18 protein-coding genes are annotated in these 20,999 nt (G+C 58.8%); 11 read left to right on the top strand and 7 right to left on the bottom strand.

Features of this window, described 5'->3' with window-relative positions:
* Nucleotides 1-6: 6 nt before the first annotated feature.
* The 5 genes from BLV41_RS09845 to galU form a co-directional block, all read right to left on the bottom strand.
* Nucleotides 7-486 (bottom strand): VanZ family protein, encoded by a 480-nt coding sequence (locus tag BLV41_RS09845; protein ID WP_074711519.1) that lies wholly within the window; start codon nt 484-486, stop codon nt 7-9.
* Between the two features lie 460 nt (nt 487-946).
* Entirely contained in the window at nt 947-1,315 is a 369-nt protein-coding gene (locus BLV41_RS09840; RefSeq protein ID WP_074711518.1) for an Hpt domain-containing protein, read from the bottom strand.
* 242 nt (nt 1,316-1,557) lie between these two features.
* Nucleotides 1,558-3,273, bottom strand: coding sequence for a sensor histidine kinase (locus tag BLV41_RS09835; RefSeq protein WP_074711517.1), 1,716 nt, complete (start codon nt 3,271-3,273; stop codon nt 1,558-1,560).
* Between the two features lie 118 nt (nt 3,274-3,391).
* Complete coding sequence (gene nhaA, locus BLV41_RS09830; protein ID WP_083360704.1) at nt 3,392-4,690, bottom strand: Na+/H+ antiporter NhaA; 1,299 nt, start codon at nt 4,688-4,690, stop codon at nt 3,392-3,394.
* A 97-nt stretch (nt 4,691-4,787) separates the two neighbouring features.
* Nucleotides 4,788-5,717 carry a UTP--glucose-1-phosphate uridylyltransferase GalU gene (galU, locus tag BLV41_RS09825; protein ID WP_074711515.1) on the bottom strand — a complete coding sequence of 310 codons (930 nt, stop codon included), beginning with the start codon at nt 5,715-5,717 and terminating at the stop codon, nt 4,788-4,790.
* Between the two features lie 318 nt (nt 5,718-6,035).
* Here galU and BLV41_RS09820 point away from each other — a divergent pair, with 318 nt between their 5' ends.
* The 7 genes from BLV41_RS09820 (at nt 6,036) to BLV41_RS09790 (ending at nt 12,656) form a co-directional block, all read left to right on the top strand.
* A complete protein-coding gene (locus BLV41_RS09820; protein ID WP_074711514.1) occupies nt 6,036-6,575 on the top strand; it encodes an alternate-type signal peptide domain-containing protein in 540 nt (179 codons plus the stop codon).
* Between the two features lie 75 nt (nt 6,576-6,650).
* Entirely contained in the window at nt 6,651-7,244 is a 594-nt protein-coding gene (locus BLV41_RS09815) for a hypothetical protein (protein WP_074711513.1), read from the top strand.
* A gap of 11 nt (nt 7,245-7,255) precedes the next feature.
* Nucleotides 7,256-7,867 carry a signal peptidase I gene (locus BLV41_RS09810; protein ID WP_074711512.1) on the top strand — a complete coding sequence of 204 codons (612 nt, stop codon included), beginning with the start codon at nt 7,256-7,258 and terminating at the stop codon, nt 7,865-7,867.
* Entirely contained in the window at nt 7,864-8,739 is an 876-nt protein-coding gene (locus BLV41_RS09805; protein WP_074711511.1) for a hypothetical protein, read from the top strand. Before BLV41_RS09810 ends, BLV41_RS09805 begins: the two co-directional genes overlap by 4 nt.
* A gap of 65 nt (nt 8,740-8,804) precedes the next feature.
* A complete protein-coding gene (locus BLV41_RS09800; protein ID WP_139244273.1) occupies nt 8,805-9,713 on the top strand; it encodes a hypothetical protein in 909 nt (302 codons plus the stop codon).
* A 113-nt stretch (nt 9,714-9,826) separates the two neighbouring features.
* Nucleotides 9,827-10,636 carry a response regulator transcription factor gene (locus BLV41_RS09795; RefSeq protein WP_083360703.1) on the top strand — a complete coding sequence of 270 codons (810 nt, stop codon included), beginning with the start codon at nt 9,827-9,829 and terminating at the stop codon, nt 10,634-10,636.
* Between the two features lie 448 nt (nt 10,637-11,084).
* On the top strand, nt 11,085-12,656 hold the full coding sequence (locus tag BLV41_RS09790; RefSeq protein WP_074711509.1) for an S-layer homology domain-containing protein: 1,572 nt from the start codon (nt 11,085-11,087) through the stop codon (nt 12,654-12,656).
* 78 nt (nt 12,657-12,734) lie between these two features.
* Here BLV41_RS09790 and BLV41_RS09785 read toward each other — a convergent pair whose 3' ends face one another.
* Nucleotides 12,735-14,621: a polysaccharide deacetylase family protein gene (locus BLV41_RS09785; protein WP_074711508.1), complete on the bottom strand. Its 1,887-nt coding sequence runs from the start codon at nt 14,619-14,621 to the stop codon at nt 12,735-12,737.
* Nucleotides 14,622-15,136: 515 nt separating this feature from the next.
* Here BLV41_RS09785 and BLV41_RS09780 point away from each other — a divergent pair.
* The 4 genes from BLV41_RS09780 (at nt 15,137) to BLV41_RS09765 (ending at nt 19,061) form a co-directional block, all read left to right on the top strand.
* The gene (locus tag BLV41_RS09780) at nt 15,137-15,835 is read left to right on the top strand and encodes a SipW-dependent-type signal peptide-containing protein (RefSeq protein WP_074711507.1); all 699 of its coding nucleotides are present in this window, start codon (nt 15,137-15,139) and stop codon (nt 15,833-15,835) included.
* Between the two features lie 9 nt (nt 15,836-15,844).
* A complete protein-coding gene (locus tag BLV41_RS09775) occupies nt 15,845-16,477 on the top strand; it encodes a S24/S26 family peptidase (protein WP_244516826.1) in 633 nt (210 codons plus the stop codon).
* 101 nt (nt 16,478-16,578) lie between these two features.
* Nucleotides 16,579-17,256, top strand: coding sequence for a hypothetical protein (locus BLV41_RS09770; RefSeq protein ID WP_083360701.1), 678 nt, complete (start codon nt 16,579-16,581; stop codon nt 17,254-17,256).
* Nucleotides 17,253-19,061, top strand: a complete 1,809-nt coding sequence (locus tag BLV41_RS09765) for a choice-of-anchor G family protein (RefSeq protein WP_074711506.1) — start codon at nt 17,253-17,255, stop codon at nt 19,059-19,061. The genes BLV41_RS09770 and BLV41_RS09765 overlap by 4 nt, the downstream gene beginning before the upstream one ends.
* On the opposite strand, the gene BLV41_RS09760 is transcribed toward BLV41_RS09765, so the two are convergent.
* Nucleotides 19,058-20,716, bottom strand: a complete 1,659-nt coding sequence (locus BLV41_RS09760; RefSeq protein ID WP_170835448.1) for a sensor histidine kinase — start codon at nt 20,714-20,716, stop codon at nt 19,058-19,060. The two genes, BLV41_RS09765 and BLV41_RS09760, sit on opposite strands and share 4 nt — an antisense overlap.
* Between the last annotated feature and the right edge of the window lie 283 nt (nt 20,717-20,999).

Raw genomic sequence — 20,999 nt, 5'->3', positions numbered from 1 at the left:
TACAGTTCATTCGGCAGATTTCTCGAAATTGGCTTGCAGCTGGCTCGGTTCGTTCGACATTCGTGACGTTGCGGAATTAGTTCTCGAACGGTGGTCACCGTAATAAAGCGCCGCGCCGATGCCAGCACCAATGGTATTTGCCAAGACATCCATCCCAGTCGCGAATCGATCCGGCAGAAATATCGCCTGGCCAAGTTCGATCACGCAGGACGCCAAGAAGCCAATGAAGATACCTGGCCAGAACTTCCGAAACCATGCGGAGGCAATGTAGCCCATTGGAATGAATATGCCTACGTTGGCCGTGAATTCCACTTGGCCGTAGCCTATGAATCTAGGCATTCCGTGGTTATGCAGCCAAGTCAGAACCATGTGGAGCTGCCCACTCGCGGGTCGATCTACGGGCGCCGGCCAGAACACGATCAGCATCACGCCCGCGAGGTACACGACGGCAGCCGCCAAGGCTATTCGGTGGTGGGTCTTGTTCATCCGGCTCAGTCTGATTGGTAAACATTCGGGACGCTGACCCCATCGTGATCACGGGCCTGCTGCTCTCTCAGTTTACGGTAGTGCCGGATGCTGCTGTAATGCACTGCGAGGGTGGTCCTTGTTGCGCCTCAGGTAAGGACTGCGACAAGTGTCCAAACTATTGCCACGACAGCCACCACACCAAGCATCAGGTATTTCCGATACCCGGGATGGACAGGAACTGGGAGATTCTTGTGCCTGCCACTCATCTGAAAACCTTCTCTCTAGTGTTGGCCCGCGCATGCTGCCTGCGGTCCCTACTTGCGACACTAAGTTGAATCGGATGGTGTAACTAGGGTGGGCGCCACTGGTCTTTTACTTTGCAGCACTCGGTTCGTGACGGTGTCCTACTTGGACGGAGTTCTGGGTGCGAGAGAGAGTTTGGAGGATTCGGTTCTCGACGGGCTCGACCAGTGAAAGGTTAGGCTGCGTTGACGTAGGTGGTAGTCAGGTGCCCAGCCGTCTGGTTGCCGCATGTTTGCAAGGCTAGGAGTTTCTTTTCTGCGGCAGCGTGAGATCCGCATTCCAAGAGGCGGATGAGCTCTGAGGTGATTTGTCCCAGCCGGGCTGCCCCGACCATCAGGCTGGAACTACGCAGGCTCAGGGCGGAGTCCATGGCGTCCTCATCGTGGCCGGCGGTTACGGCTTCTTGGATGCGTTCAAACCGCCCGGGCCACATCTCGATAAAGCGGCACACAAAGTTCCGGCACAAGGTCCGTTCTCCGTCGAGAGACTCTTCAAGGGAATGCAATGTTGCCGTGCACACGAGGGGCAGTTTGGTAACACTCATGGTCTTCCTGCGCCTCCTGTCTGTGAGTCCTTGCCTCACTAAGCCCTGCTAAGAGTTCAAGAGTATCGCCACGAGGGCGTGATTTGGCGAGTTTTTGGACCATCAGGGAGCAACTTGCGCGAAGATTAAGTAACCGGCCGGTTAGGGGCCTTTTGCCCCTAACCTTTCGGACAGTCGAAGGGTGTTTTGGAGTAAGAACTTGAGCCTATCTTGAGGATTGAAAGTCCCGATGGAGTGTCTTGTTATGGTGCGTCTTCGAGTTCGGGTTGGCTGATACGACCAAGCCCGACGGTCCGGCCACCAGTGCCCAGGCACCCAGGCAGGACGAAACGGATGGTGGTGCCAACGTTCCGTTCACTTTCCAGGCTGATGGTGCCGCCGTGCTTGGCAATAATGGTTTTGGTGATCATCAGGCCCAACCCGATTCCTGGGATGGACCTCTGGACGGCAGTTCTTGCCCGGAAGAATTTCGTGAAGGCCTGGGCCTGCTCGCTGCTGTTCATGCCGATTCCCGTGTCCTGGACTTCGCACCACAGATCGGCGCCTTCAGCCCAGGTACGCACCGTCACGGTACCGCCGTCGGGGGAGTACTTGACGGCATTGGAGATGAGGTTGTCCAGCACCTGCCCAATCCGTCGCGTATCGATGAGGGCCTCGAGCGGTTCTTGAACTTGAGAGTTCAGCGTGACTTTGTTGTGTTCCGCCGAAGGGGCCGCAGAGGCCAAGCTTTCGGCGACCAGCCGGGCAACGTTTGTCCGGGTCAATTCAAGTGACATGGAATCGGTGGTCAGCAAATCTGAAACGAGCGAGCTCAACCTATCCACGTTGCGGGAGGCGATGGTGAGGTAAGTCAGGACATCCGGGGGCAGCTCGTCGGAATCCTCCAGAGCCATCTCCAGATAGCCCTGGATGGATGTCAGCGGGGTTCGGAATTCATGGGAAACGTTGGCGACAAAGTCATTCTTGGCAGCCAGCGCAGCCATCATGTCAGTGACATCGTGGAAAGCAATGACCGCTCCATGGAACGTTCCCTGCTCATCCAGCATGGGCCGGGCTGCCGTGGACACTGCCCGGGCCTTCTCACCTGATCCGAGCCACACTTGGTAATTGGTGAATTCCTCGCCTCGAATGGCGCGAAGAACCGGACGTTCATCAGCCGGCACCGGCGTGATCGCATCCGTGGCAAAAACCAGAAGATCCTTTTCCTTAGGATGGTCAATGTTTTCAGGGAGGGCGTAGGCGTGCAGTTTCCTTTGCGTAGCGTTCATCAGCATGTCATTGCCGCCTCCGTCTACCACCACCAGGCCCACTGCAACGGTATCCACTACCGTCTCCAAGAGCCTCTCGCGCTGTTGGCTTGCCTCCAGAGCTGCCCGCAGTTGAACGTCCTTGGCTTCAAGAGCCTTGCGTTGAACATTCATGGTGTTGGTAACTGCAACCACCGTGGTCGCGTACGCCAAGACAACTATGGGAAAGAGCAGCGGTCTGGCCAATTCTTCCAGCGTGAAACCATCCGGGGCGGTCATGACAGGAAGCCACACGATGAGCAAGGCCGCCACCACACTGACCGTAACGGCTGTTCGCTTGGCCAGGCCAGACGAGGCAAGCCAAAAAACGGGGAAGAAGATCAGTAGTCCCACGGCTGTCAGGAACTGTTGGTTTCCTCCGCGGAACAGACCAATCGCCACGAAGTCCAAGTACGGGATGATGAGGACCGCACTAGGTGAGAACCTTTCCCACGGAATGGCAAGAGAGGCGGCGAGCAACAAAACATGCATAACCAAGGCGGCCAGAAACAGTGGTTGCTTAAAGGACTGGGGGTAGATGGCGACCGCAATCAGGACTGCAACCACCATGATCAGAGACAGCGGAAGCTGCGTTAGGAAAACCCGTTTCCGCTCGCCCTGCAGCCTGAAAAAGTGACGGCCGGACGGCTTCGTGACTTCGGTGTGCGTCATGATAGGTTCCATCCTTCAAGTGGCCAGCTAGGCAAGGGTGCAGCGACCCGTAGCGGCTCCCCATCGGTATTGATAATGCCACATTGGCGGGAATTTCCGGATCAGTGTTTCGCGCGCACTAGCGCTGATACACGTCCGGGATGCCATCGCCGTCGTCATCGCGGGCTTCCAGCTCGGCGATGGTGCGGTAATGGCGGTTTCTTGCGCGCAACACAACCGCGGCCAAAAGGGCTGCAATGACGGAGCCCGTCAAGATGGCCACCTTGGCGTGACTGTAGTGCGGGCTGTCATCGCCGAAGCTCAACTCGCTGATCAGCAGGGAAACGGTGAAGCCCACGCCGGCCAACAGCGCAAGGCCCACCACATCGATCCAGGCCAGGCCGTCGTCGAGCTTTGCTTTGGTGGTTTTCGTGACCAGCCAGGTGGCGCCAAAGACACCTATGAACTTGCCGGCCACCAGTGCAACAACTATGCCTATGGCAACGGAGTCCGCGAACGCCGACTTCAGACCAGCCACGCCACCCAAGGCCACACCGGCGGAGAAGAATGCGAACAAGGGTACGGCCACACCGGCAGAGATTGGCCGGACTACGTGTTCCAGGTGTTCGGCCAAGCCCGGACCGGCGTCCGGCCCGCCGCGTTTGGCCGAGCGGAGCACAGGTACGGCGAAGCCCAGCAAGACGCCAGCCACGGTGGCGTGAATGCCTGATGCGTGCACCATGGCCCACGTTGCAAAAGCCAGCGGAAGCAGCAGGTACCAGGACTTAATTCGCTTCTGCACCAACCAGGTGAATGCCAGGAGCGGCAAGGCGGCGAAGGCGAGGAACCCGAGATGAAGGTCTCCCGGATAGAAGACGGCAATGATGGCGATCGCAATCAAGTCATCCACCACGGCCAGAGTCAGCAGGAATGTCCGCAGAGCACTGGGCAGGTGGGTGCTGATGACGGCGAGTACGGCCAAGGCAAACGCAATGTCCGTGGCCGTGGGGATGGCCCAGCCGCGCAAGACCTCCGGGCCCGCCGAGAAGTTAATGAGGGCAAAGAACGCTGCCGGGACAATCACCCCGCCCACGGCTGCGGCGACGGGAACCACAGCGCGTGCAGGATTGCGCAGATCGCCAGCGACGAACTCACGTTTGAGTTCCAGTCCCGCGACAAAGAAGAAGATGGCCAGCAGCCCGTCCGAGGCCCAGCCGCCCAGGCTGAGGTTCAGATGCCAGGCTTCCGGACCAATCCGGAAATCTCGCAAGGCGAAGTAACCATCGGCCAAGGGGGAGTTGGCCCAGACCAAGGCCACAACTGTTGCCACCAGAAGGAGGGCGCCGCCGACGGTTTCGGAGCGCAGAATCTGGCTGATGCGCTGTGATTCGCCGTAGCTGCCGCGGCTAAAGATTCGGCGGGGTGAGGGGAGTGGCATGGATCGGTGCCTGCTAACTGTGAGCATTGCTCCTGGGAACAATTGGGTTCGACAATATTATTGCCGACCAGACTTCCCGGCGCACCTGATAAGAAGTCTAGCGGCTTGCGGCCATGCTTGTGGAATCGACCTTTAGATCGGCTGTGAATTCTCCCAGCCATTCGCGCAGGTCTTCGCCGAGTTCTTCGTTTTCGCAGGCGAGGGTGACGACTGCCTTGAGGTAGCTGAGCTTGTCACCGGTGTCGTAGCGGCGGCCATGGAACACGACACCGTACACGCCGCCGCCTTCGCCTTCCATGGTGGCCAGGGTCTGCAGGGCATCGGTCAGCTGGATCTCGTTGCCACGTCCCGGAGGGGTGTTTTCAAGAACCTCAAACACGGCCGGGTGCAGCACGTAGCGGCCAATCACGGCGAGATTGGACGGAGCCTCTTCAATGGAGGGCTTCTCCACGAGGTGATTGACGCGGACGTAGTCCTCACCGTCAATGACGGTCATGTCGGCGCAACCGTAGGAGGAGATCTTCTCTTGCGGAACCTCGATCAAGGCCACCACGGACCCGCCGGTGCGCTGCTGCACCTCGATCATGGTGGTCAGCAGCTCATCGCGCTCGTCGATCAGGTCATCACCAAGGAGCACGGCAAAGGGCTCATCGCCCACGTGGGTCTTGGCACGCAACACTGCGTGGCCCAGGCCCTTGGGATCGCCCTGGCGGACATAGTGAATTTCGCCCAGATCGGTGGCGTGCTGCACTGCGGCGAGGCGCTCAGTATCACCCTTGGCCTCGAGCAGCTGCTCGATTACGGGAACACGGTCAAAGTGATCCTCCAAGGCACGCTTGTTACGTCCGGTAATCATCAAGACATCGATGAGACCGGCGCTGACGGCTTCCTGAACCACGTACTGGATGGCGGGCTTGTCCACCACCGGCAGCATTTCCTTGGGCATTGCCTTGGTGGCGGGAAGGAATCGCGTCCCGAGACCTGCTGCAGGGATGACGGCTTTGCGTACACGTGATGAAGGGTTCATGCCCAAATCTTAACTGACGTTTCCCATAAGGTTCGCAGTGAGATGCCTGTATGACGGGTGGAAACGGCTGCGACGCCCCGGCGCGGGGCTTGAGGTGGGCCGGCGCAGACCTGGCGCCAGCCCGGCGTCGTGCCTTCAGCCTTGAAAGCTTGCGGCCTCCTTGAGGTGTTCTTGAGTCTTTGGGATAGCCGGGAATTCTTGCGCCTAACTTGACTGAATCTTCCGGGTTTTCGGGGCTGTTTCTTGAGTTGGACTCGGCATTGTTGTTCTCATCGGCAGGAACACCTGCTGAGAAGAACACGAACAAGGGGTCTCAAAATGAACAAGATGGCTAAAGGCGCAATTGCAACCGGTGTTGGCATCATCCTGCTGGCAGGTGGCGGCGGAACACTGGCTACCTGGAACCAGACCGCTGAAGGTACACAGGGCAAGGTAGTCGCCGGTGATCTGAACATGGTTGCCGGTACCGGAGTTTGGAAGAACGCCAAGAACCAGACCGTCACGATCAGCAGCTACAAAGTTGTTCCGGGCGACGTCCTGACCTACACCCAGCCGTTGACAGTGACCTTGGAAGGTGACCTGATGGTGGCCAAGCTGTCCCTCAAGGGCACCTCGGCCAACAACGGCTTTGTCCCCGCTGATTTCACGGCCGTCACCACCTTGACTGACGCTGCCGGCGTTGCGGTTTCCGCCAACACGCCCCTGAACAAGGACCACGATGGCGCATTCACTGCGACAACCAAGTTCACCTTCGCTGTGGGCACCGCTGCTCGCAGCTCGGTCAACGGTGAGTACAACTTCGCAGACATTGGCTACAAGCTGGAGCAGCAGGTTCCGGACGCCACGCTGGTTCCGTAACCCCTAAGTTCGTAGACCCCGGTGGTGTGCAGGGCCCGCCCGGCACACCACCACCCCTCACCGACGGAAGCCATCATGAAGAGCACGCGCACACTGAAAGCAACCGGCCTTGTGCTGATTGCCGTAGTGCTGGCACTGCTCACCGTCCAAGGAAGCTACGCACTCTGGAACACGGCAGCCAATGCCAACGCAGGAACTGTCACGGCAGCCGATTTTCAGGTGAGCCTGACCGACACCATCACCACCACTTCAACCAACATGACCCTGGCCAACGGGACGGCGGCAACGCTAGCACTGAGCACCACACCCGTTGGGGTAGTCATCCCGGGACAAAGCACTTACGCCGGTGTCCAGTTGGGCAATGACACCAACGCCGGCGGAGACTTTACCGTCCAGGCCATTACCGGCACCCCCGTCATTAGCAACAGTGCCGGATCCGCGTTGGCGCCACACCTGAGCATCAAGGTGGTTGCGGCAACGTCGCTGCAGCAGTGCAGCACCCCGGCACTTTATGCCACTGCAACATCATCCGCGCCGGCAACGATGGAACTCGCCAAGAGTGCCAAAGGCGTGTTTTGTTTTCAGGTCACACTGGCCGCCACCATGCCAGCGAACCTCAGCGGACAGAGCGCCGCAGTTGCCATTCCGATCACCGTCAACCAAGTCTAGGAGGGTCCACCATGTCAATATTCAGCCCGGTCTCCCGCGATGTTTCATCGCCGGACTCTGACACGGCATCCACCATTCGCCCCCGTGGATTCCTCCACTCTCTTGGCACCTGGAGCGCCTACGTGGCCCTCCTGCTGGCTGCCATCAGCGCCTTGATCGTGATCGTGATTCCCATGGCAACCGGCTCACACACCTACACCGTGCTGACCAGCTCCATGGCGCCCAAATATGCGCCGGGCACCTTGATGGTGGTCAAGCCGACTGCCGTCGATTCGCTCCGAGTAGGCGATGTCATCACCTACCAAATCGAGTCCGGCAAGCCCGCCGTTATTTCACACCGCATCACGGCTGTGGAAGCCACCCAAACGGGAGAACAGGTATTCATCACCAAGGGTGACAACAACTCCCTCGAAGACGCGGAAGCTGTCCACGAGGTACAGATCAAAGGCAAGCTGTTCTACGCCGTGCCCTATGTAGGCTTCGCCGCCCACGCGGTGGGTGAGCAACGAGGCAAGATTCTTCCCGTCGTCGCCGTGGGATTCATAGCCCTGGGTGCTTTGAGCATGGCCAAGGGTGCCATTGAGAAGAACCGCAGCAAGAAGACTGATCGCCCCAGCAAATGACTCACAAGGTTTCGAAGCATGGCCGTGCGGGCTCGGCACGCATAGCCGTTATGGCCTTGGTGGCAAGCATTGCCACGGGGGTGCTGCTGGCAGGACCTGCCACAGGAGCCGAGAACAAGAACCACCTGCTTGAACTAAGTAGCGACGGTGTCAACTTCGCCACTGACGCGATACCAACAATGTTTAGGAGCACAAAAGGTTATGTTCCAGGAGAATCACGGCAAGGGCTCATTTGGGTCCGCAACGCCAGCAAACAATCAGCACATCTCTCGCTCGCTGTGCGCAACACCGGCACAGCAAGAACATCTGTCCTGCCAGGACAACTGCACCTGCAAGCCCAAGCTCAAGGCCGCAGCGCTACAGCCGTTGCGTTACCCGCCGCCGGCGGCTGCGCTCCGCTCGTCGATGGTTGGCCGCTGGCCGCTGGAGCCGTGCTCCCTCTGACCATTGATCTGGGCTTGGCGTTGGATTCTCCCAACTCCACCCGGAAGCAAGCGGCCGACTTCACCTTGACCTTTGTGTTGCAGGAACAGGGTCCCGGACAGCTTATTGACCCCTGCTCCGGGACCCTGAACACTGCACCGGCCGACGGCGTCCTGGCCTCCGTGGCCATTGGTGGGGGAGCGGCCGGCGCGGGCGCCAGAGGTGCGGGCACTGGCTCCGCGGGCTCCGGCGGCGCGGAGTGGGCCGACGGTTCACCCGTTGCCTCCGGCCACGCGGAGAGTGAAGCGTTGCCGGAACCCCCTCACGTGTTCCGCGAGCTGCAAAGTAATGTGGAACCCAGTACTTACAACCCCTGGACGTGGATTGTGCTCGTCAGTGGTTGCTTGTACATATTCGCCATATCTCGAAAACGGAGCAAGATCAGATGAGCTCAGCAGGGCCACAGCAACCAGAGCGGAAGAGTTCGCGGCGTTCTGACCGCGGGCTGCGTAACTTGCCTGGATTCACTACGGCTGCGGTGGTCTTTCTCCTCATTGTTCTGCTGGGCGCTGGCGGAGCTGCGATTGCCAAATGGAACCAAAGCGGCACTGTTGCCATCGCGATCACGGCTGGGGCTGCGCCAACAACCAGCCCGACGCCGACACCCACACCCACTGTGCCGCCTGCCGGGCCCGGGAACATCGTGGCGAATCCCGTGATTGCAGCGCGGCCGGCTCTCATGAATCCTGAAACGGTTACCTGTGACGCCAATGGAAATTCCGGCAAGTACACCGTGAACTGGGCTTCGGACGCTTCCGGCGGCATTAGCTATGTTGTTTCCATAGGTGTCAGTGACAAAAATTATGGCTCCCCGCAGTCACAAACTGTCACCGTCAACAGAGCCAATTTCAACCTTGACAACACCGACGCCGCATATGGCCTATACATCTTGCGGATTCAACCGATGAAGAACACCGTTGTAGCCGGCGATCCGGTCTACCGGACTATTCAGCACAAAAAAATGACGCAGCAATGCCTCTATGCAAGTCCGAACGACAGGTCTCCGCTGGGTCCATTTTCAGTCAATGCTGTCCCGGCAAGTACCGCGGCGACCAACAACGTGCTCAACGTCAGCTGGACGGCCCTGGCCGCCGGCACTCAATACGTGGTGTCCATGGTCTCCGTTGACACGCCATCCAGTTTTGGGGCGGAGTTCACCACTTCAACGTCCAGTGCCACGCTGACTTTCCCGCCGTATCAACTGGACCAGTGGGGCAGCCCCACCAATGGAGGCTCGTTCAATGGTGAGTACTTATTGCGCGTCATTCCGATGAACCAAGGAAAAGCTGGCGACCCTGTCTATAAAAAGGTGTTCTACAAGGCCTACGACTTCAGGGTTGAAAACTTCCAACACCAATACTGACCGGTCCGGGGCCCCGAGGATGCGATACTGGAGTTATTGCTGAGTCTGGGGGCTCAGGAACCGCTGGAATCGGCGGGCGTTTTCATTGGTCTCGTTAGCTTGGTGGGGTAAGAATGGACAATTCTCGTGTGGCGGTCATCGTTGAAGACGACCAGGATATTCGCGAGCTCATCAGCGTAATTCTCAGCCAGTCTGGCTTTGAGGTTCACGCTGCGGGCACCGGTGCAGAAGGCGTTGAAATGGTCCGGGATAACAACCCCGCCATTGTGACCCTGGACCTTGGATTGCCGGACATCGACGGCTTCGAAGTGGCACGGCGAGTCCGGCTCTTCAGCGATGCCTACATCATCATGCTGACCGGGCGCGCCGATGAAATGGACACCCTTCTGGGGCTGGAAACCGGCGCCGATGATTACCTGACCAAGCCGTTCCGCCCTCGTGAGCTGCGGGCCAGGATCAGTGCCATGATGCGCCGCCCGCGGTTTGCCGGCGATGGCTCACCCGCCGTGGCAGCAGAGCGTGCCCCCGTGGCTGAAGAGGCTTCGGAATCTGAGCCCAGCAGTCAGTCTTTAGATGCAGCTTCCAACGACTCGCAGCTGCCCGGGACGCAGGAGCTCAACGGCCTCCTCCTCAATAGCGGGGACCGCACAGCCGAAGTGGACGGCGCGGAGCTGGAACTGACACGGACAGAGTTCGACATCCTCCACGCCCTGGTTGACAGCGGCAGGCAGGTGCGGACCAAGTCAGATTTGGTGCGTCGGATTCGCGGTGAGGAGTACGACGTCGGCACCTACATCAGCGACGCCGACGAACGGACCATTGAGGTTCACGTTGCGAACCTGCGCCGCAAATTGGGCGACAACCCGAGAGAGCCGCGCTGGATCAAGACCGTACGCGGCGTGGGCTACCGCTTGGTGCACTAACCCGCATGGCCCAGACGCCGCCGTCGTGCCCTCTGTTTCGTAGGGGGCCGCACGGTCAGGCGGTGCGCAAAGCCAGCAGTGTCACAGAGACCGCAGACACACAAAGCACGCCCAAGATTAGATATTTCCAGAACGGGGACCGTTCCTGGCTGCGCCTTCTCCGCCTTGCCCGCAATCTACTGTTCCGGCTCATCATGACGCAACACCCTTCCCCTGTATCCAGCCCCAGGCTGGGTACGAATGTATGTACCTGCAAATGAGCCTATGAAGGCTCGGTATGGAGCCGATAGAGTGCAGACCACTCTATTGCCAGCGTCCCACCACTCGCTTTTTTGCGTCATGTGCATTCCAGACGCGCAATCTATGGAGTTTTGAGGCAGCGGGTCCTTCAGTGCCCGTAGAATTCGATCAGCATTTGCACTGCTCATTGAACGTACTTGGGGGAATCGTGGCACCACCTTTTGCATTGCGCCGTTTTTGGCGGGCTCCAGCAATCCTGGCAATGGCCGCGATGGTTCTGTCCGGGGTCGTTCCTGCCAGCCCAGCCACCGCTGCGGCTGGCACCGGAAGCATTAGCGGCACAGTATCAGCGGCACCCGGCGTCGACGTTTCGAAGGCTTACATTGTCGCTTTTCCCGACGACGGCGCGCTTGCAACACACTCAGTGGCCGTTCGTCCGGATGGCAAGTACACGCTGGATAACCTGACGCCCGCCAACTACAACGTCAGGGTCAACGGCCACATCAGCGGTGGATACGACGCTTGGTATGGCGGCGTTACGCAGGCCACAGCCAAGCCGGTAGCCGTTGGAGCTGGGCAAGCGATTTCGGGCATTAATGTGAATGTGTCGCTGGGGGCCACTGTTTCAGGGACCGTCACCGTGCCCGAGGGAGTCTCGAATGCAAATGTGGGGGTCCATGCCTGGCCGGACGATCCGCGCCTTGGCGCCGGCACGATTATGTATGGTTTCTCCGACTCTGCGGGCCGCTACACGCTCGCGGGGTTGCCGCCAGGCACGTACACCGTGTGTTTCTCAGCGGGCGACGACGGTGCATTGACAAGCCTTTGTGGTACATGGAATTCGGAGAACGGGGTCAGGATTTCCGTTGGTCCAGCAGAAGTTATTACCGGGATCGACTACAGCATGCGGAGATCCTCAACCATTAGCGGGACGCTGAACCTTCCTGAAGGCTCCACGACAGCAGGCCTCACAGTGTCCGCCCGCGATGAAACCTACTTTTACCCCAGGGGTCGAAGCCGGATTTCCCCTGACGGCTCATTCAGGATCACTGGACTGTCACCAGGACAGTACCTGGTCAAGGTCACCGCCGAAGTCAGCCAGAGTGATTTGGTGGATCAATGGTACGGAGCGGCAACCAGCCCCGCATCATCAGTCACTGTCATTGTCCCGCCCGAAGGAACCACCCCGGGAATCGATTTCACCCTTGTTCAGGCACCTCTATTTAGTGATGTACCCGCCGTCTCTCAATTCACGGAAGACATCACCTGGCTGGCGGCCCGAGGCGTCACTGCGGGCTACCCGGACGGGACGTTCCGCCCACTCGAACCGATCCACAGGGACGCCATGGCCGCGTTCCTGTACCGGGCGGCGGGCATGCCGGCATTCACACCTCCTGCTAAGTCGCCCTTCCGCGATGTTTCCACCACGGCTCCTTTTTACAAGGAAATTACCTGGCTTAGTTCCAAAGGGATCACCACCGGCTACGCGGATGGCACCTTCAGACCGCTGGGGTCCGTCAACAGGGACGCCATGGCCGCATTCCTGTACCGCATGACGGACAGTCCCTCTTGCAACCGCTTCCCGCACGAGATGAGGTGGTTCAAGGACAACCCGGCCACGGCCCAGTTCTATGACGAGATTGTGTGGATGGCTTGTAATGACGTCTCAACCGGCTGGGAAGATGGAAGCTACAGGCCTGACGAACCGGTCCACAGGGACGCTATGGCTGCATTCCTGAAACGCTGGTCCAGTAGGCCAGGCTACGAAAAGTTGAGGTAGCTTTCTGTCCCGGAAGTTAATTCCCAGCAAACGAACGGCGCCCCGGCAACTGCCGGGGCGCCGTCGTCCGTTCTGGCCTTACGGGGCAGGTGCCCCAACGGTGTCATAGAGAGCGTAGTCATCAGTGGTCAGCGATCCGTTTTGGAAGACGTTGAGTCCATAGCTGATGGCGGTGGCTCCGGCGGGAAGTGCGGGCGTTGTCCACACGGCCTGCACGTAGCTCGGGCTGGCAGCGAACCAAGGGCTCGATGTCCAGTAGGTCCACGTGCCGTTGGCGGCCTTGTAGTACGCGGCAAATTGCGTGGGAACCGTCGAGTTGTACCAGGCACGCATCGAGTAGGTGTGGCCGGCGATCCCTACTGGCGCACACGTTCCGGAATCCAAAGTGGGAAGGACCTTGGCATCGCCGTTTGCGTACCCGGTGACCGTTACTTTTTCTGCCTTGGTCCCAGTATGCGCTGCGGCAATGGTACTGAATACCGGCGTATTAGTTCCGTAGTTGGAAGCCTGCCAGCATTGTGGAAAGCCACTGGCTCCCGCGGTTTCCAAGCTCGCGTTTTGCACCAAGTTTGTGCCTGGTGTTGGCGGTGGTGGCGGCGGAACTGCCGCCGCATCAAACATGGCGTAGTCATCGGTGGTGATTTTTCCGTTGCTGACCAGGTTCAGGCCAAAACTGATGGCGCTGGCACCGGCAGGCAGTGGCGGAGTGGTCCATGAGGCCTGTTGGTAGGTGGTTGCCGCTGCGAAGAATGGGCTGGCCGTCCAGTAAGACCACGAGCCCAGGCCAGTCCGGTAGTAGACCTCAATCTGTGTGGGCGCGTTGGACTTGTACCATCCGGACAACGTGTAGGCGTGACCTGCTGTGGCGTTGGGGGAGCATCCTCCCAGATCCAGTGCGGGCAGCCACTTGGCGTCACCACTGCTATAGCCGGTGACAGTAAGCACCGCCGCGCGCGTTCCTGTCCGCCCGGGTGAAACCGTGCTGAACGCGGCCGTGTTAGTGCCATAGCCGCCGTTCTGCCAACATTGTGGAACGCCACTCGTAAGGGTTTCCAAACCGGGGTTGGTGATCATATTGCTACCGACGGGTTTGCTGGGAACGGTGGGTCCGGAGACTAGTGGCTTGAGCGTGCCGCCAATAACCTGGTCCACGGTCTTGACCGTTGTGGTCGCGGGCCGGGTCGCCAGCCACTGGGCAAATTGTTGGAAGAGCGCCGGAGAGGTAGTCAGGGGGTCGGTTCCGCCTGTGCCGATGTGGTGAAAGGTGAGCTCAACCCATCCGCCCGCGGTCTCCGCTTGGGTGACGGTCTTTTGCAGGTCGGCCAGAGTCCAGGTGCTGTCCACCTCATCGGGGGCCTTGATCTCATAGGCATCGGCAGGGGGAATTGTCTCCGCCAAGCCGCAGCCGTTGCAGCCAAATCGTGTCGAGATGTCGCCTAGCCCGCGTGCACTGTTGTAGCCGCAGTTTTTGACAACAGTCTTCGTCGCCGCTGTAAGCGAGGCAAATGGATAGGCGAAGCTGGTGACGCGGAGACCCCAGTTGTTCAGGTTGACGCGGTCATTGCAGACCTGGCGGCTCGCTTCATCCACAGGCAATGTGGCCAGATCGGGGTGGGTTACTGTGTGTCCGCCGATTTCATGCCCGGCAGCAGCCAGTGTTTGCAGGTTAGCCACAGTCAGGTATCCGGGCTGGTCCACATATCCGGAGGGCACGTAAAACGTTCCACGTAGCCCGCTGGCTTGCATGATGGTAGCGGCAGTGAGTTGATCCGCGTTTCCATCGTCGAAAGAGAGGGTCACAGTTGTTGGCGCTGCGGCCTGGGCCGGGGCACCGAAGGCACCCACGAAGAACGCAGCCAGCGATATGGCAATGACTGAGGCTGCCAACCTTGCCGGCCATTGCACCCTGTCCAGAGCCACGTGAGGTTGCTGCCCGTCACGGGAATTCGTCGCCTTGCGAACCATCTGGAACTCGCTTCCTTTACCAGCCTGCACGAATCTGGAGCCGAGGTTTGGCGGCTCTCCGTTGACGTATTGCTTGGTCCTAGATCATGACGTTCCGAGTGAGTCCAAGGAGGTTGCAGAACCCACTCGCGCAGACGTAATGAAGGTGACCAACGCGTGCTGATTTCAGGATGGCGGGTACGAAACTAAGGGTCAATAGGATGCGTCCAAAAATGAGTTAAACAGGTATTAAAGCGAGTGTTCCGGCATGTCTGAACGTGTGGCATGGTCTGGTGAGCCGGGCATCATCTCTTGTCCTTCTGGGCATGCCCGAACGTAGCCGGGAATTTCTTTACCACCTGCTAATTCAAAATTGCAACACTATTACACGAACCGCTCTAATGTGTCTTTTTGCCTTATTGACATCGAGCGAATCTTCTGACAAATTTATCTTGGAATTCTAGGGCTACTGGTTCTGAAATCCAAAGCGTGGCCAATTCCATTGGGGGACTGGCATTATATTAGGGGGTACCAAATTGTCGAATTTAGGTAATAAAGTCAGGTCTCAAAAAACTTCCACAAAGGTCCGCGCACTTCTTGCCGGTGGCCTCGTTTTGGGAGTCGGCGCCGCGTTCACACTCGCCGCATGGACTGACAATGAATGGGTGTTCGGCGCAACGGCGGATGGCACTAACACAAACCCGGGCACCAAGACCTACCAGATGCAGCAAAACACCTGGACTGGAGCAACCGGCGTAGCGGCGTGGTCAGATCAGCCCGCCAAAAACGGTGGCGCATTGACCTTCAGCGTCGGCGCAACAGACCTCACACCGGGCAAGACCGTGTATGCACCCATGCAACTTCGTGCAGTGGCCGGTTCTGAGGCGTTGACGGCCACCCTGGCGGAAGGTGTTCAGTCGGCTGCTCCAGTTAGCACCACCGCCAACTCAACACCGCTCTATTCGGCGCTCCAGTATGGAGTGCAAACCGGAGTCACCGAAGCGGACTGCAAAGTCGGAACCATGACCGGCGGTACCACCTTGGTCCCTGCCGGGTCAGCGCTTACCGCAAATTCCGCGGTAACTATTGCCCTAGACGCCGGTGCACCCGGAGCCCCGGGGACTGCCGTGGACCTCTGCTTTGCCATCACCCTTCCCACTACAGTCACTGACGTGACTCTCCAGGGTAAGAACACCATTCCCGTGTGGCGCTTTACCAGCATCACAGGATCCTAGTATCCCTCAATGCCAGAACAGCTGGTCCAGGACGAAAACTCTTCCGGCAGCAATTCAAATGCTGCCGGAAGAGTCTCACTGGAAAGAGCGGCACGTGTCCTAAACATATTCCGGGAAGGCTTCCTGACAATCATTGCTGTTGCAGGAGTTATTTGTATTATCGGAATTACTGCGGGCTATTTCTTGAACGCGTCTTTTGTGGTATTTAAAACAGGTTCCATGGAGCCGCACTATCCGGTGGGGGCAATTTCGCTGACTATTAAGATCCCCGCGAAGGAGCTAAAGCCAGGCGATGTTGCGTCCGTGCTTAGGGATGGTGCCACCGTCCTGATTACGCACCGTGTGGTGAGCGTGAATGACGACCCAGCCGGACCGCAATCTGGAAAGGCAGTTCTGACGCTCAAGGGCGACGCGAACAGCAGCGAAGATCCTGTTCTGTACACAGTGGCGTCCGCCCAAAAAGTTGTCTTCACAGTTCCTCGCCTTGGTGCTTGGGTCATGGCTATGCGCGGCCCGTGGTTCCTGGGTGCAGCAACGTTAATAGTCTCAGCCCTCGTGGCATGGTCATTTTGGCCCAAACGCGCCCGCAAACACCGCGCGGAACCTGAAAAATCGATTCGGCGCCTCGACGCTGAATCTTGAACGATGCACATCTAGATATTGGGGGAGTGGCTGGCATGGGCAGAGGTTGGAGTGGTGCGCCTAGAGGCACACCTGGAAATGCTGGCGGCAAAAGGCTGAGAGTGCTCAGCGGAGTCCTTCTGGCCGTGGCCGCGTCCACGGCGGGAGGAGTCTATGGGGCAACCGCTGCCTCTGCTGAGATTCTTGTTCCGGTTCCCGAAACGGGAGCCTCTGGCATGCTGTCCTTGTCTTCTTCCGTGTATCCATTAACTTTTCCGGCGCTGGATCCTGGCGATGTTTTTAGCTTTCAGATTGGGGTAGGGCTCAGTGGGGCGAACAAGGGCACGGCGTCCTTGCAAATCGCCGCGACCGGAAGTCTTGCTCAGGCTGGCGGCTACACCATGCAAATTCAGGAATGCGCATCACTGTGGGACGGCACCAGCGGAATCAACCAAGACCTTGGCTGTGCAAGTGGTGCCACGACCGTGATTCCCGCACAGCCCATCGCTGGAGTTGATCAGGCGATCAAGCTGCCACTGAGTGATCTCACAGCCAAGCCTTCGAAGTATCTGCTCGTCAAATTGCAACGTCCTGCGACGGCCACGGCCTTGCCGCTGGATTCCACCTTGAACCTTGGCATCGGGGTTTTTGGGTTCGGTGACGATCCCGCTGCCGTGGACGAAGAGCATCTTGCCACAACAGGCTCCAGGATTCAGCCGTTCCTCTGGGCCGGCGGAGTGCTGTTGGTGGCTGGTGCCGGAGTAGTTGTGGCGCACAAACGGAAGGGCCGCACTTCATGAAGTTCCCACCTTTGAAGGTACGCAAGGCCCTGAATACCCGCAGGGCGCTGAGCCGACTGCGGAACCACCTGTCCCGCCCCCGTCGCGTGGTCTTGGTGGCCAGCGTGGCGGCCATTGCCTTTGTGGCCTCAACCAGCCTGACCCAAGCGGCCTGGACGGACAACGAATGGGCGCACAGCAACGTTGGAACTGCCGTTGTGGGCGACTGCACCAGCAACACCCTGTTCCAGAACCGGGCTTGGGGACGCCAGCTGACGGGCATGGTGGCCGGAATCAACCTGGACACCCTGGCTGGCGTGGACGGTGTAACAGTAGCCAACAATGGCACGCTGGGCTCGGCTGTGCCCGCGTCAGCATCGGAAGTTACGCCTCCGGGCGATACCTCCACCTACATTGCCAAGCTCCCTGTAGGCGTACTCGGAGCCCAGAATCCACTCGTCACCGCAGCGCTGGGACTCGGTGTTCCGGTTGGCGGTTTGGGCGCCTACACCCAATGGGGACAGGCCAAGGGCAACGGTTTGGCGCATGGCGCTGCCGGACTGGTTTCGGATCAGTCGGGAGCTGTGGACGTTGCGGGTACTGCAAATGGTTCAGCGTCAGCACCCAAGGCGGCCAGCATCAATCTTGATGCTTTACTTCCCGCAGCCCTTGCTGGCGTGTCCCTGGATATTGGGGCCGTAGCCTCCGAGGCCAAGGTGAACAGTTGCGAGATGATCAGCGGTTGGCCGCAATTCGATCCAACGCCCACCGTGACTCGAAACTACGGAATCGCCGGCCTGGATTTGAATGCTAAAGTTCCCGCAATCGCTAGTGTGGCCTCGAATGGGAAGGTCCTGGTGAATGGAGTTCAAGGGACATTGACCAGCTTGGTCGGCGCTGGGGGGCTTAGTACCGCGATTACCGATGGTGTAATTGCTCTGCTCAACCCTGTCCTGGATGGACTTAAGCTCGGTACGGTGATTACCTCCACCAAGGTCAGTGGCCTCGACCTTTCAGCCATCACCGCCATGATGAGCGAATCCATGACCGATGGCGCTCTGACCGTTAATCTTGAAGCGGGGACGGCAAGAGTCAACATTGCAACGCTTATGGGTGTCCCTGATGTCAATGGCGGGAACTTTGGGCTTAACAACTTTGACCCTAACCATGAGCTCATCCTCGATACCGCCACCGTCAATTCGCTGATCGAAAAACTGACTAAAATGCTGGACACATGGGTGGAAAGAGTGGTGGGTGCGATGCGGACGGCCCTGAGAGCAGTGACCATCACATCAAACACCGAAGTCAGTCTAAAAGTGCTCGGTCTGAACGTGCCCGCCCTTGACGTACAAGTTGGGCCAATTGGCATTGGCCAGCTACTTGATCAACCCAACGACCCTGCGCATCTAGCCAAGGTGAAGATTCTCGGTTTGGGGCTGGACCTAGGCGGACTATTGGCCCCACTCACGAATGGCGCTAACGGCGTGGTGGTCACGGCCTTGAACGCAACCGTCTTCGGCACGGGAGCCCTGATAGGCAACCTCGGATCAAGCCTGGCTGCACTGACCGCACCGGTAGTTACCGCGCTCGGAACCATCCTGTCGCCACTCAGTTCGCTGGTTTCCCTCAGGATCAACGTCCAGCCGGATCAACCATGGGGTGGCTCAACATCGAAGCCAGCAGATGTGACAGCCTTGCCATCCGGGCCGGGAACAACGGCAGAATACAAGGTTTCAGCAATAAGGGTGGGCCTGATCAATCAAGCGAACTTGTTGGGGTTGTCTCTGGCGAATTCGTCCGCAGGCCCAGCTAAGTTGCATCCCTAGTCCAGGACCAGCACAGACTCCGGCAGCTCTATGCGCATGGTGGTTCCCACTTTGCGCTGGCTGCAAACGGAGATGGTGCCGCCGTGATTGGCCACGATGGTCTTGGTGATCAGCAGACCCAAACCCAGCCCCGGGATGGAGCGTTCCAGGGCTGGATCAGCACGGAAGAACTTGGTGAACGCCTGTGCCTGCTCGGCGTTGTTCATACCGATGCCAGTGTCTTGGACTTCCAGCACCAAACCTGAGCCGTTGATCAGGGCGCTCACGGTGACCGTGCCGCCGTCGGGCGAGTACTTGATGGCATTGGAGATCAGGTTGTCCAGCGCCTGGCCGATCCGTCCGGCGTCGACCATGGCCCACAACTGATCAGGGGCATTCACCGCTAACTCCACCCGGTTCCGTTCTGCCGCGGGCCGCGCCGATCCCACACTTTGGCGGATCAGCGCCGAAACGTCCGTCATGGCTGGGGTGACGTCCATGGAATCAGTGGTCAGCAGATCGGAGACCAACCGGTTCAACCGGAGCGCGTTGCGCTGAGTGATGGCCAGGAACTTGTTGATGTCAGCCGGCAGGCGTTCGGCGTCGTCCAGAATCATGGCCAGGTAACCCAAAATGGACGTCAGGGGCGTACGGAACTCGTGGGAAACGTTGGCCACGAAGTCATCCTTCGCGGACAGGGCTGCCATCATCTCCGTGTTGTCGTGGAAAGCGATCACGGCGCCGGCGGAAGATCCGTCCTCGTTCAGCATGGTACGGGCCGTGGTGGAAATGGCGCGGCACTGATCTTCCTCACCAATCCATACCTGATAATTGGTGAAAGATTCACCCAGAACGGCCCGGCGAACAGGACGTGAATCGGCAGGCAAAGGGACCTTGCCTGGGCCAAAGAGCAGTAGGTCCTTTTCCTGGGGATCGACAATGTCCACGGGCATGGCAAGGGCATGAATGGTGTCCTGCGTTGCATTCATCAACTGGTCATGGCCGCCCTCATCCACCACCACAATGCCTACTGCCACAGTGTCCAGGACTGTGGCCAGCAGCTGTTCGCGTTGCTTGCTGAGCTTCAGCGCGGTTCTCAGCTCGGCATCCTTGGCCTGGATGGCCGCCCGCTGGCTATCCATGCTGGCCGTCATGATGACCACCGTGATGGAGAAGGCCATCATCATGAACGGAAACACCAACGGCTTGGCTAGCAGTTCCGGGGTGACCTTTGCCTCGCCGAGTAGCAGCGGAACCCAGACAATCAATAGGGTCGACAGGGTGCTTGTGACAATGGCTGTTTTACGGGCGAATCCTGAAGCTGAGAGCCAGAAGACTGGAAACAACGCCAACAAGCCCACCGACGTGATGTACTGCGTACTGCCGTCACGGATGAACCCCACGGCAATCAAATCCAGATACGGAATGAGCAAGAATGCTCCCCGCGGCATCTTGTCCCAGGGGACGCTCAAACAAAGCGCCAGAATGGCTGCCTGCATCCACAAACCGATCACGAAGCGGGAATCCGCCAGAATCATCGGGTAGTAGGCCGCGGCCAAGCCTACCGTCAATAGGACGGTCAGGGTCAGCGGCACCTGAGTGAGCAGGACCCGCATCCGCAGGGATCGAGTGTAGAAATGGCGCTTCAGCAGGGTGTCAGGTGTCTGGTCAGTCAATGAGCTTCCATTGTTAGTTAGGTTCATGCCTCAGTAATGGCACTAACCAGTCTCTCATTGATACTGATCACACTTGCCAGATACGGCGGCTCCTGATGCGCCTGCCTTCAAGTCTTCATTGGCCCGACGTCGAGGTGGTTTCTGAATTTCACTTCGGATTGATGCTGTCTCAAAGACCTGACTAGTCGAAAGGATTAGAAAGACTAGCCATTTGGAGGCCAAGACTAGCCGTTTGGGAGCTGAGGGACTGTGCATTTCTGGGTTTAGATGAGGAGACTGCCTA

It is taken from the genome of Arthrobacter alpinus, assembly GCF_900105965.1.
In the GTDB taxonomy this organism is placed as follows: Bacteria; Actinomycetota; Actinomycetes; order Actinomycetales; family Micrococcaceae; genus Specibacter; species Specibacter alpinus.
The sequence above is the reverse complement of the archived record's forward strand: the minus strand, read 5'-3'. Positions and strand labels throughout refer to the sequence as shown.